The following is an 11,717-nucleotide window of genomic DNA, read 5'->3' as shown; positions in this document are numbered from 1 at the left end:
CACCCGATGGTGCGCGCCCCCTGCTTGTGCGTCCGCGCTGTCACGTACCGCCGCCCGGCGGCCCGCGCTCAGCCGCCGTAGATCGCCTCGATGTCCGCGGCGAAGTCCTTCGCGACCACATTGCGCTTGAGCTTGAGCGAGGGGGTGACGTGCCCCGAGCCCTCGGTGAACTGGGTCGGCAGGATGCGGAACTTGCGCACCGACTCGGCCTTGGACACCGCGGCGTTGCCGTCGTCCACCGCCCGCTGCACCGCGGCCAGCAGATCCGGGTCGGTGCGCAGCTCGGCGGCCGTCGTGCCGGCCGGTTTGCCGTGCTCCTCGGCCCAGTGCGGCAGGAAGTCCTCGTCGATCGTCACCAGCGCGCCGATGAACGGGCGGCCGTCGCCGACCACCATGCACTCGGCGACCAAGGCGTGGGCCCTGATGCGGTCCTCGATGACCGCCGGGGCGACGTTCTTGCCGCCCGCGGTGACCAGGATCTCCTTCTTGCGGCCGGTGATCGCGAGGTAGCCGTCCTCGTCGAGGGTGCCCAGGTCACCGGTGTGGAACCAGCCGTCGGCCATCGCCTCGGCGGTCGCCGTCTCGTTGTTCCAGTAGCCAGTGAACAGGTGCTCGCCGTGCAGCAGCACCTCGCCGTCGTCGGCGATCCGCACCACCGAGCCCGGCAGCGGCTGCCCGACCGTGCCGATCTTCTGCCGGTCCCACGGGTTGAAGGCGGTGGCCGCACAGGACTCGGTCAGGCCGTAGCCCTCCAGGACCGTGAAGCCTATGCCCCGGTAGAAGTGGCCGAGGCGCTCGCCCAGCGGCGCGCCGCCGGAGATCGCGTGCGTCGCCCGGCCGCCGAGCACCGCGCGGAGCTTGCTGAAGACCAGCCGGTCGAAGACCTTGTGCTTGAACTTCAGGCTGATGGACGGGCCGGCCGGGCTGTCCATCGCGCGGCTGTACGCGATGGCGACGTCGGCCGCCTTGTCGAAGATCTTGCCCTTGCCGTCGGCCTGCGCCTTGGCCCGCGCCGAGTTGTAGACCTTCTCGAACACCCGGGGGACGCCCAGCACCATGGTGGGCCGGAACGAGGCCAGCTCGTCGGTGAGGTTCTTGATGTCGCTGACGTGGCCGATCTTGATCGGCGCCATCACCGAGGCGACCTCGACCAGCCGGCCGAAGACGTGCGCGATGGGCAGGAACAGCAGTACCGAGGACTCACCGGTGCGGAACAGCGGCTTGAGCCGCTCCACGACGTTGCCGCACTCGGCGAAGAAGCTGCGGTGGCTGAGCACACAGCCCTTCGGGCGGCCGGTGGTGCCGGAGGTGTAGACGATCGTCGCGGGCGAGTCGGCCTTGGCGGTGGCGCTGTACTCGTCCACGACCGCGTCCGAGACGTCCGCGCCCCCGGCGCGCAGCCGGTCGATCGCGCCGTGGTCGAGCTGCCACAGCTGCTTGAGCTCGGGCAGCTGGTCCCGGACGGACTCGACGGTCGCCTCGTGGCCGGCGGTCTCCACCAGACACGCGACGGCGCCGGAGTTGCCGAGGATCCACTGCACCTGCTCGGCGGAGCTGGTCTCGTACACCGGCACGGTCACCGCGCCCGCGCTCCAGACCGCGAAGTCGAGCAGCGTCCACTCGTAGCGAGTGCGCGACATCAGCGCGATCCGGTCGCCGGGCTGGATGCCGGAGGCGATCAGCCCCTTGGCGGCGGCGCGGACCTCGGCGAGGAAGGCGGTGGCGCTGACGTCCTGCCAGGCACCGTTCAGCTTTCTGGATATAACGGGTACATCCGGGTGCTGGACGGCGTTCCGGCGGATGAGATCCGTCAGGTTTCCGTCCGCGGGGACCTCGTACATGGCCGGAAGGCTGAACTCACGCAAGACTGCTGCTCCTCGTCGGGCGCCGGCGCGGCTATGGCCTGCTCGGCGAGCTGCGTCGGCTGCGGTCCTTGATCAGGAACGTGTTAGGACTGCCCGGACGTTACCCACCGGTATAGCGATCGGCATAGGGGTTCGAGGACAGATGTTCGCTGTGTCACACGCCGTGGGACTGAACCGCTTCAGGGTAGTGCAGACACTTGGTGACCGGGAAGTAACCGCAGGTAGAGCGGGCTCTCCCCGGTTGGGGTCATTCGTCCTAGGGTGACGCCATGCGAGTCCATGTGATCAGTGATGTGCACGGCAACAGCGCGGACCTCGCCGCCGCGGGCGAGGGCGCCGACGCCCTGGTCTGCCTCGGTGACCTTGTGCTTTTCCTCGATTACGCCAATCATGCGCGCGGCATCTTCCCCGACCTGTTCGGCGTCGGGAACGCGGACCGGCTCGTCGAGCTGCGCACCGCCCGCCGCTTCGAGGAGGCGCGCGAGCTGGGCCGGGAGCTCTGGGCCACGGTGGAGACGGCCGGCGGCGGCAGGGAAGCGGTCATCGAATCCGCCGTGCGCAAGCAGTACGCCGAACTCTTCCCGGCCTTCCCCACCCCGACGTACGCGACCTACGGCAACGTCGACATCCCCCGCCTGTGGCCCGAGTACGCCCAGCCCGGCACCACCGTCCTGGACGGCGAGCGGACCGAGATCGGCGGCCGGGTCTTCGGGTTCGTCGGCGGCGGCCTGCGCACCCCGATGCGCACCCCGTACGAGATCGACGAGGAGGCGTACGCGGCGAAGCTCGCGGCGATCGGCGAGGTCGACGTGCTCTGCTCGCACATCCCGCCGGACGTCCCCGAGCTCTGCTACGACACCGTCGCGCGCCGCTTCGAGCGCGGCAGCGCCGACCTGCTGGACGTCATCAAGACCACCCAGCCCCGCTACGCGCTGTTCGGCCACGTCCACCAGCCGCTGGCCCGCCGGATGCGGATCGGCCGCACCGAGTGCGTCAACGTCGGCCACTTCGCCTCGACCGGCACCCCCTGGGCCCTGGAGTGGTGACTGCCGCGCGATAGCCTGCACCGGGCAGAACGTGACACGCGCGACGCCAGGGCCTGTTCCGACCGGCTGACGTTTTCCCGGGAAATTCCCCGGACCCCCAGGAGGAGCCACGGCGATGGCCGAACACACCAAGTCGAGTATCACCATCGAGGCGGCACCGGCCGACGTGATGGGCGTGATCGCGGACTTCGCCCGCTACCCGGAGTGGACCGGGGAGGTCAAGGAGGCCGAGGTGCTCGCCACCGACGCGCGGGGGCGCGCCGAACAGGTGCGGCTGCTGCTCGACGCCGGCGCCATCAAGGACGACCACACCCTCGCCTACAGCTGGACCGGCGACAACGTCGTGAGCTGGTCGCTGGTGAAGTCCCAGATGCTGCGCGCGCTCGACGGCTCGTACAGCCTCGCGCCGGCCGCGGGCGGCAAGCACACCGAGGTCACCTACCAGCTGACCGTGGACGTCAAGATCCCGATGCTGGGGATGATCAAGCGCAAGGCGGAGAAGGTCATCATCGACCGGGCACTCGCCGGCCTCAAGAAGCGCGTCGAGAGCGGCGCCGCCACCGAGGCCGACCCTGTCTGACGTACGCACCGTCCTCGTCACCGGCCCCGGCGGGGCCGGCCGCACCACCGCCGCGGCGGCCACCGCGCTCGCCGCGGCGCGCGCGGGGCGGCGCACGCTGCTGCTCAGCACCGACCGCGACGGCACCCTGGACCCCGTGCTCGGCGTCACGCTCGGCACGGCGCGCGAAGCCGCCCCGCACGCCCCGGACAGCGCCCCTGACTCCGGCGCGCGATTCGGTCCGGGCGCGGGGGGCGGCTCGTACGCCGACGCCGACCCGTACGCCGACACCGACCCGTACGCTCCGCCCGCCCGGCCGTGGACCGAGCCGGTAGCGGTGGCCCCCGGCCTCTGGGCGGCGCGCGTCGCCACCGCGGAGTACTTCCGGGACGAGGCGGCCTCCCTGCAGGAACGCGGCAGCACCGCCCTCGACATGCTCGGCGCGGCCTTCCTCGACTCCGACGAACTGACCGAGCTGCCGGGAGCGGAGACACTCGCCCTGCTGGCCGCCCTGCGCGCGGTGCGCGCGGTGCGCGAGGAGCCCGCCGCGCCCGGCGGCCCCGCGCCCGGCGGCCCCGCGCCCGTCGGCCCCGCGGGCTCACGGGCCTCCGAGGCCGACCCCGTCTCCCACGGAGACCCCGTCTCCCACGGCGACCCCCTCGCCAACGGCGCCCCCGCCGGCCGGCGTTCCGGCCGCTGGGATCTGGTCGTCGTCGACATGCCCGCCGTGTCCGAGACCGTACGGCTGCTCGCCCTGCCCGAGCAGTTGCGCCGCTACCTGCGGCGGCTGCTGCCCGCCGAGCGGCAGGCGGCCCGCGCGCTGCGCCCGCTGCTCGCACAGCTCGCGGGCGTCCAGATGCCCGCGCAGCGGCTCTACGAGACCGCCGAGCGCTGGGAGGCCGAGCTGGCCGCCGTACAGCGCGTGATCGACTCCGCCGCCACGACCGTACGGCTCGTCGTCGACCCCGGCCCGCTCGCCGCCGAGGCGCTGCGCGTCGCACGCGCGGGCCTCGCCCTCCAGGGCTGCCGGATCGACGCCCTCGTCGCCAACCGGCTGCTGCCGGCCGGCTCCGCCGACCCCTGGCTGGCCGGACTGTCCGGCCGCCAGCAGACCGCGCTCAAGGAGCTGCGGTCCGATTACGCGGCGGACGGCGTCGCCGTGTGCGAGACCCCGCACCTGGGGCGCGACCCGCAGGGGCTCGACGACCTCACCGAGCTGGTCGACCGCACCGAATCGGCCACGAAGCCGGTGCGCGAGCCGGTCCCGGCGCCCGTACCGCCGGCGGAGCCGACAGAAGCGGACGCCACCGCGGACAGCCCGCCCGCACCCGGGCTCACCACGGGCATCGACGGGTCCGGTACACGGGACGGCGGCCCGGCCCGCGACCCCTGGAGCGTGGAGGACCGGCTCGCCGAGGACGGCGTGCTCGTCTGGCGGCTGCCGCTGCCCGGCGCGCACCGGGACGGCCTCGACCTGGTCCGGCGCGGCGACGAACTCGTCGTCACCGTCGGCCCGTTCCGCCGCATCATGCCGCTGCCGTCCGCGCTGCGCCGCTGCTCCGTCTCCGGCGCGGGCCTGCGCGACGGCGCGCTGCACCTCCGCTTCACCCCGGACCCGCCACTCTGGCCCCGTACGTCCTGAGCGCGCCCCGCCCCGCGCGCCGCGCCCGTACGTCCCGAGCCCGGCGGTGCGACCCGTCCCGCGCCGGGCGGTGCGACCCGTCCCGAGCCCGGCGGTGCGACCCGTCCCGCGCCGGGCCCCGTACCGGGTGAAGGCCGTAGACGCCCCGCGAAGGCCCCGGACGCCCCGCCAAGGCCGTGGGTGACCCATGAAGGCCGTGAACGAGATACCCCCATTCGGGTAACGTCGGAAGAAAGCCCGTCTCGCCGCAGGAGTCAGCCATGAGCGATGCCACTGAGCGCCCCGCCGACGAAGGCGGCCCCGGCGCCGGTCCCACAGGCCCGGCGGCCGAGCCCGACGCGGACGCCTGGGCGCGGGCGTGCGCCGAGGACCTCGCCGCCGAGCAGGCCCGCCGCCGCGCGCAGTACGGAAGCAAGCCGGCGTCCGCCGCCGAGGAACTGCGCAAGCTCCTCGACGCGGTGGCCGACAAGGTCGGCTCGTTCCAGGCTCCGCTGGCGGGCATGGCCGCCCAGGGAGCCGTACAGCAGCTGCTCGCGCAGGCGAAGGCCGCCGTCGAGCCGGTGATCGAGCGCAATCCGGAGGTCTTCGACCATCTCGCCACCGCCGGCTCCGAACTGCTCGCCGCCTACCGCTCGGCCGTCGAGGGCCAGGAGCGCCGGTGGACCCGGGGCGCCGCCGGCGGCACCCGCTCCGACTGGGCGGCCGGACCGCCGACCGCCCCGAAGAGCGGTCCCGGCGCAGGTCCGAACGCCGGGCCGAAGCCCGGACGCAAGGACGAGGGCCCCGAAGGCACCGAGCACATCGACCTCGACTGACGTGCCCTCCGGTACGGTGGGGCGCAGCGGGGTTCTACCGAATAACTGAGGGACACATGGGACTCACCATCGGCGTCGACATCGGCGGCACGAAGATCGCAGCTGGCGTGGTCGACGAAGAGGGCTCGATTCTCGAAACGTGCAAAGTGCCTACCCCGCCGACCGCTGAAGGCGTCGTCGACGCCATCGCGGACGCGGTGCGTACGGTCAGCGCGGATCACACGGTCGAGGCGGTCGGCATCGGCGCCGCCGGATACGTGGACGAGAAGCGCGCCACCGTGCTCTTCGCCCCGAACATCAACTGGCGGCACGAAGCGCTCAAGGACAAGGTCGAGCAGCGCGTCGGGCTCCCGGTCGTGGTGGAGAACGACGCCAACGCCGCCGCCTGGGGCGAGTACAAATTCGGCGCGGGCCAGGGCCACGAGGACGTCATCTGCATCACGCTGGGCACCGGCCTGGGCGGCGGCGTCATCATCGGCAACAAGCTGCGCCGCGGCCGGTTCGGCGTCGCGGGCGAGTTCGGCCACATCCGGGTCGTCCCGGACGGTCTGCTGTGCGGCTGCGGCAGCCAGGGCTGCTGGGAGCAGTACGCCTCTGGGCGCGCCCTGGTCCGGTACGCCCAACAGCGCGCGGCGGCGACGCCCGACGCGGCCGAGGTGCTGCTCGGGCTCGGCGACGGTACGCCGGAGGGCATCGAGGGCAAGCATGTGAGCGCCGCCGCCCGGCGGGGCGACCCGGTGGCCATCGACTCGTTCCGTGAGCTGGCCCGTTGGGCCGGCGCGGGCCTCGCCGACCTGGCCTCGCTCTTCGACCCGTCGGCGTTCATCGTCGGCGGCGGCGTCTCGGACGAGGGCGATCTCGTCCTGGACCCGATCCGCAAGTCCTTCCGCCGCTGGCTGGTCGGCGGACAGTGGCGTCCGCACGCCCAGGTCCTCGCCGCCCGACTCGGCGGCGAAGCCGGGCTGGTGGGCGCGGCCGACCTGGCCCGCCAGGGCTGACCCCGCCGGACCGCTGACCCTTCGGACTGTTCGGGACCGTTCAGACAAAGGAGCACTCGGATGCGGACGCTCGCCGATCTGCCCGCTTCCAGCACCGCGACCGCCGCCGACGGCACGGGCTCGGCCGTCATCCGCGTGCTCAGCTACAACATCCGTTCGATGCGTGACGACGAGGGGGCGTTGGCCCGGGTGATCCGGGCCTGCGCCCCCGACCTCGTCCTCATCCAGGAGGCGCCGCGGTTCTTCCGCTGGCGCAAGGCCGCGGTCCGGCTGGCCCGCGCGGCCGAACTGGTCTACGTGACGGGCGGCGGCACCACCGCGGGCCCGCTGATCCTGTCCTCGCTGCGCGCCCAGGTGGAGCGCACCGAGGACATCCTGCTGCCCCGCACGCCCGGTCTGCACCAGCGCGGTTTCGCGACCGCGGTGGTACGGATCGGGGGCGCGCGGCTCGGTGTCCTCAGCTGCCATCTGAGCCTCGCCTCGGCCGAACGCCACCACCAGGCCGGGCTGTTGCTGGACCGGATGCGGAACTTCGCGGAGCTGGGCGTTCCGCACGCGGTGGCCGGCGGCGACCTCAACGACCGGCCGGGCGGGCGCAGTTTCCGGCGGCTGGCGGGCGCGCTGCAGGACGGCTGGGCGACGAAGCCGTGGGGCGGCGAGTACACCTCGACCCCCGGCGATCCCCATCAGCGCATCGACGGCCTGTTCACGACGGCCGGCGTCGAGGTGCTGGGATGCGGGGTGCCGGTCGGGCTGCCGGGGGTCTTCGACACGGACCTGAGGGCGGCCACGGACCACCTTCCGGTCCTGGCCGCCCTCAGAGTGCCTGCCGCTCCGCCGGCCGCAAGGGCTGCCACGGCGGCGCCCGACGCCCCGTTCCAGAGCTGACGCCCGGCTCTTTTGAGCCTCGGCCGCCCGGTTCTCGGCTGCCCGGTTCGAGAGCCTCGGACGGTTCTCAGCCGCCCGGTCCGAGAGCCTCGGACGACCGCGCCGGAGTCCCGGAAGGACCGCACCGGCCTCAGACCACCGCGCCGCGCCCCGGGTCGCCGTTCTCCTCGTCGTCATCGTCGCCCATCCGGGCCACCAGCGTGCCGAAGCCGCCGAGGAAGCCGCCGACGCCGAGCGTGGTGATCCACCAGGTCAGCTCCTGCCGCAGCAGGATCATGACGAGCAGCAGCAGCGGACCGCCGAGGACCGCGAGCCAGGCGAACCTGGCCGTGGTGTCGGCGTGCGGCAGCGGGGGCGGCTCGGGCGGCGTGAAGTGCGCTTCGTCGTCGCCGCCGAGGTCGTTCTCGGCGGGCTCCGGGGTATCCCAGTCGCGGGGGCCGATGCCGGCCTTGTAGACGGTGAGGCCGCGCATCGGCTCATCGCCCTTGTGCCCCGGGTCGGTCGCCGGTTTCACCGCTTCGGGGGACTCCCCTTCGGCGGCGTCCGCCGGTACGGCCGGGTCGGGTTCTCCCGTCGTCCCGTCCGGGCCCGGCAGGTCCGGCTCAGGACCGTAGGCCGCCACCAGACCGGCCCAGGCCGCGGCCTCGTCGACGGAGTCGAGCGGCTCCAGCGGGGCCCTCTCGATGTCGCGCGGCACGTCCTGGCCGTCCTCGCGGTCGGCGTCACGTTCAGCCACGAGCTGCCGTCCCCTCCTTGCCGACGCCCGGCGCGAGCCGCGCGATGAAGTGGTACGTGTCCTCGAAGATCAGCTCGGCGTCGTGGTCCAGCGTCGCGACGTGATAGCTGCGCTCCAGCAGCTTCTCGGTGACGTCCCTGGAGGAGACCCGGCCCAGAATGCGCGCGGAGTCCACCGGCGGCACCACATGGTCCTCCGGGCTGTGCAGGACCAGCAGCGGCTGGGTGACCTGCGCGAGCTCCGCGTCGACGAGAGTGAAGAACTTCCGCAGCGAGTGCGCCGCGTGCAGCGGGATCCGGTCGTAACCGACCTCCTGCGAGCCGCCCTTGGCGATGTCGCTCACGATGCCCTTGGTGGACCGCACCACGTGCCGCGCCACCGGCAGCGCCTTCGCCGCCAGCCCGTGCACCTTGTTGCCCGGGTTGACCAGCACGATGCCGCTGATCGCGTCGCCGTGCTTGGCGGCCAGCCGCAGGGCCAGCGCGCCGCCCATCGAGAGGCCGACCACGAAGACCCGCTCGCACTGCTCGCTCAGCTCCCGCAGCGCGCGGTCCACCTCCGCGTACCAGTCCTGCCAGCCGGTGAGGGCGAGGTCCTGCCAGCGGGTGCCGTGGCCCGGCAGCAGCGGCAGCGAGACGGTCAGCCCGCGCTCGGCCAGATACTCGGCCCAGGGACGCACGGACTGGGGGGAGCCGGTGAAACCGTGACATACGAGGACGCCGATTTCACCGCCGTCATGGTGGAACGGCTCGGCTCCTGGGAGCAGCGGCACCGGGGGTCTCCGATCGTGAGAGGGGCGGGCGGAGGTGGTATCCCAGAGTACGCGGAGCGCGCCGGTACGGGGTAGGTCGGACGGGGACCTCCTCGCGGCGGCCCGGGGCGGAACAGGGCGTCCCGTGGGCCGCGGGTTAGAGTCTGAACTCAGACTCTGGAGGTCCTCGGTTGTTCTACGGCGCGATGAAACTGTCCATCGGCGGGTCGCTGAAGCTTGCCTTCCGGCCCTGGGTGGAGGGGCTGGAGAACATTCCGGACGAGGGTCCGGCCATTCTGGCGAGCAACCATCTGTCCTTCTCGGACTCCTTCTTCCTGCCCGCGGTGCTCACCCGCAAGATCACCTTCATCGCCAAGGCGGAGTACTTCACCTCGCCGGGTGTCAAGGGCAAGCTCACCGCCGCCTTCTTCAAGGGCGTCGGCCAACTGCCGGTCGACCGCTCGGGCGGCCGGGGCGCGGGCGAGGCGGCTATCGCGAGCGCCGTCCAGGTGCTGGACCGCGGCGAGCTGTTCGGCATCTACCCGGAGGGCACCCGCTCGCCGGACGGCCGGCTGTACCGCGGCAAGCCGGGCGGCCTGGCCCGGGTGGCGCTGGCCACCGGCGCCCCGGTGATCCCGGTCGCGATGATCGACACCGAGAAGGTGCAGCCGCCCGGCAAGATCGTGCCCAAGATGATCCGTCCCGGCATCCGGATCGGGAAGCCGCTGGACTTCAGCCGCTACTACGGCATGGAGGGTGACCGCTTCATCCTGCGGTCGGTGACCGACGAGGTCATGTACAAGATCATGGAGCTCTCCGGTCAGGAGTACGTCGACATCTACGCGACCGCCGCCAAGCGGCAGATCGCGGACGAGGCGAAGAAGCGGGTCGAGGCCGAGAAGGCGCGCAAGGCCGCGGGGGCCGGGAGCAAGGCCGAGAACACCAAGAACACCAAGAACACCGAGAACACCGAGAACACCGAGAATGCCGAGGAAACAGCCGACACCGGTGACAGCACTGGGGACGACCCCGGGCACCCGGCGGACGGCAGGACCGAGCACAGAGCCGGGGCGTAGCCGCGCCCGGCGGGGGTGGGGAAATGGCGCAGCAGCAGAAACAGGGGAGCCCCCGAGGGACTCCCGGAAGCGGAATCCAGGGGCGGGCGGTCCGGATGTCCGTCGAACAGCCCCTGTGGCGGGCCTTGACGGCCTACCGCGTTCTCACGTTCGTCTATGTCATCGGGCTCTACATCTACGGGTACCACCACTACACCCACCCGCTCGGCGCCGGCGCGTACATGGCCGCGCTGGGCGTGTGGATGGCCTGCACCTTCCGGCTGGTGGCCTCGGCGGAGCGCTGCACCAAGCAGTTCCTCGTCGGGGACCTGAGCATCGCGGTCGTCGGCGTGCTGCTGACCCGGGTGGTCGACACACACGAGCGGATCGCCGCCGGGGTGCCCACCCTGCCGTCGATCTGGACCGCGGGCGCGGTGCTGGGCTTCGCCATCAAGGGCGGCTGGCGCTGGGCCGCGGTCGCTTCGGCGATCGTCGGCGTCGCCAACGTCATCGAGGCAGGCGGCTTCGCCCAGGACACCGTGCACAACGTGCTGCTGCTGTGGGTCGCGAGCGTCGCCATCGGCTACGTCGTCGAGGTGGCCCGCGCCAGTGAGCGCACCCTCGCCCGCGCCCTGCAGATCGAGGCGGCGACCCGCGAACGCGAGCGGCTGGCCCGCGACATCCACGACAGCGTGCTCCAGGTGCTCGCCATGGTGCAGCGGCGGGGCGCGGCGATCGGCGGTGACGCGGCGGAGCTGGGACGGCTGGCCGGTGAGCAGGAGATCGCGCTGCGCACACTGGTCTCCAGCGGGGTCGCGCCGGGCGGACGCGAGTCGGCCGAAGCTGCCGAGGCCTATGAAGCGGTGGCGGTGGCCCGCTCGGCGCGCGACGCGAAGTCCGCGGCGCCCGGCGAGGCCGCGGGCGAGCCGCGGCTGTGCGATCTGCGGGCGCTGCTGGCCCCGCACGCGGGCGCCCAGGTGTCCTTCGCCGAGCCCGGCGCGCCGGTGCTGCTGCCGGCCGGTGCGGCGGCCGAGCTGGCGGCGGCGGTCGGCGCGGCGTTGGACAATGTCCGACGGCACGCGGGCGGCGACGCCCAGGCGTGGATTCTGGTCGAGGACGAACCGGACGGAGTGATCGTGACCGTGCGGGACGACGGGCCCGGCATCCCGCACGGACGGCTCGCGGACGCCGAGCGCGAGGGGCGGCTCGGCGTCGCCCTGTCGATCCGCGGCCGGCTCCGCGAACTGGGCGGCAGCGCCGAGCTGATGTCGATCCCGGGGCAGGGTACCGAGGTCGAACTGCGGATTCCGCGGCGCGGAAAGGCGAAACGATGAGCGGGTTGACGAGCGAGTTGCGGCAGGC

The 11,717-nt window shown here is 72.8% G+C and carries 11 protein-coding genes and 1 pseudogene; 9 read left to right on the top strand and 3 right to left on the bottom strand.

Annotation, left to right across the window (positions count from 1 at the left end; genetic code table 11):
* Positions 1–68 precede the first annotated feature (68 nt).
* Positions 69–1,865 carry an AMP-dependent synthetase/ligase gene (locus tag QMK28_RS22340; RefSeq protein ID WP_326440748.1) on the bottom strand — a complete coding sequence of 599 codons (1,797 nt, stop codon included), beginning with the start codon at positions 1,863–1,865 and terminating at the stop codon, positions 69–71.
* A gap of 281 nt (positions 1,866–2,146) precedes the next feature.
* On the opposite strand from QMK28_RS22340, the gene QMK28_RS22335 reads away from it, so the two are divergent.
* The 7 genes and pseudogenes from QMK28_RS22335 to QMK28_RS22310 all read left to right on the top strand — a co-directional run bounded on the left by QMK28_RS22335 (position 2,147) and on the right by QMK28_RS22310 (position 7,813).
* Positions 2,147–2,911 (top strand): metallophosphoesterase family protein, encoded by a 765-nt coding sequence (locus tag QMK28_RS22335; protein WP_326440756.1) that lies wholly within the window; start codon positions 2,147–2,149, stop codon positions 2,909–2,911.
* Positions 2,912–3,026: 115 nt separating this feature from the next.
* Positions 3,027–3,491 (top strand): SRPBCC family protein, encoded by a 465-nt coding sequence (locus tag QMK28_RS22330; RefSeq protein WP_326440746.1) that lies wholly within the window; start codon positions 3,027–3,029, stop codon positions 3,489–3,491.
* Positions 3,484–3,597: pseudogene (locus QMK28_RS34120) on the top strand (ArsA-related P-loop ATPase); the annotation flags it as partial. The gene QMK28_RS22330 and the pseudogene QMK28_RS34120, both read left to right, overlap by 8 nt.
* A 30-nt stretch (positions 3,598–3,627) precedes the next feature.
* Positions 3,628–5,112, top strand: a complete 1,485-nt coding sequence (locus QMK28_RS22325; protein ID WP_336688948.1) for an ArsA family ATPase — start codon at positions 3,628–3,630, stop codon at positions 5,110–5,112.
* A 260-nt stretch (positions 5,113–5,372) separates the two neighbouring features.
* Complete coding sequence (locus QMK28_RS22320) at positions 5,373–5,927, top strand: DUF5304 domain-containing protein (RefSeq protein WP_326440744.1); 555 nt, start codon at positions 5,373–5,375, stop codon at positions 5,925–5,927.
* A 56-nt stretch (positions 5,928–5,983) separates the two neighbouring features.
* On the top strand, positions 5,984–6,925 hold the full coding sequence (locus QMK28_RS22315; protein ID WP_326440742.1) for an ROK family glucokinase: 942 nt from the start codon (positions 5,984–5,986) through the stop codon (positions 6,923–6,925).
* A 60-nt stretch (positions 6,926–6,985) separates the two neighbouring features.
* On the top strand, positions 6,986–7,813 hold the full coding sequence (locus QMK28_RS22310) for an endonuclease/exonuclease/phosphatase family protein (RefSeq protein ID WP_326440740.1): 828 nt from the start codon (positions 6,986–6,988) through the stop codon (positions 7,811–7,813).
* A gap of 130 nt (positions 7,814–7,943) precedes the next feature.
* Here the strand turns inward: QMK28_RS22310 and QMK28_RS22305 are convergent, their stop codons facing one another.
* Together QMK28_RS22305 and QMK28_RS22300 are read right to left on the bottom strand one after the other, a co-directional pair.
* Positions 7,944–8,549 (bottom strand): hypothetical protein, encoded by a 606-nt coding sequence (locus QMK28_RS22305; RefSeq protein WP_326440738.1) that lies wholly within the window; start codon positions 8,547–8,549, stop codon positions 7,944–7,946.
* A complete protein-coding gene (locus tag QMK28_RS22300) occupies positions 8,542–9,321 on the bottom strand; it encodes an alpha/beta hydrolase (RefSeq protein ID WP_326440736.1) in 780 nt (259 codons plus the stop codon). Before QMK28_RS22300 ends, QMK28_RS22305 begins: the two co-directional genes overlap by 8 nt.
* A 185-nt stretch (positions 9,322–9,506) precedes the next feature.
* Here QMK28_RS22300 and QMK28_RS22295 point away from each other — a divergent pair, with 185 nt between their 5' ends.
* Together QMK28_RS22295 and macS are read left to right on the top strand one after the other, a co-directional pair.
* Positions 9,507–10,376, top strand: coding sequence for a lysophospholipid acyltransferase family protein (locus tag QMK28_RS22295; RefSeq protein WP_326440734.1), 870 nt, complete (start codon positions 9,507–9,509; stop codon positions 10,374–10,376).
* A 95-nt stretch (positions 10,377–10,471) separates the two neighbouring features.
* Positions 10,472–11,689, top strand: a complete 1,218-nt coding sequence (gene macS / locus QMK28_RS22290) for a MacS family sensor histidine kinase (protein WP_326440732.1) — start codon at positions 10,472–10,474, stop codon at positions 11,687–11,689.
* The last annotated feature ends 28 nt before the right edge of the window (positions 11,690–11,717 follow it).

This window comes from Streptomyces sp. H27-D2, assembly GCF_035828615.1.
Lineage (GTDB): Bacteria > Actinomycetota > Actinomycetes > Streptomycetales > Streptomycetaceae > Streptomyces.
Note: the sequence above shows the minus strand (reverse complement) of the source record. Positions and strands in the feature narration are given on the sequence as shown.

Coding starts and splice junctions, on each gene's coding strand:
- QMK28_RS22330 (WP_326440746.1), top strand. CDS start 3,027: ATGGCCGAACACACCAAGTCGAGTATCACCATCGAGGCGGCACCGGCC.
- QMK28_RS22320 (WP_326440744.1), top strand. CDS start 5,373: ATGAGCGATGCCACTGAGCGCCCCGCCGACGAAGGCGGCCCCGGCGCC.
- QMK28_RS22315 (WP_326440742.1), top strand. CDS start 5,984: ATGGGACTCACCATCGGCGTCGACATCGGCGGCACGAAGATCGCAGCT.
- QMK28_RS22310 (WP_326440740.1), top strand. CDS start 6,986: ATGCGGACGCTCGCCGATCTGCCCGCTTCCAGCACCGCGACCGCCGCC.
- QMK28_RS22295 (WP_326440734.1), top strand. CDS start 9,507: ATGAAACTGTCCATCGGCGGGTCGCTGAAGCTTGCCTTCCGGCCCTGG.
- macS (WP_326440732.1), top strand. CDS start 10,472: ATGTCCGTCGAACAGCCCCTGTGGCGGGCCTTGACGGCCTACCGCGTT.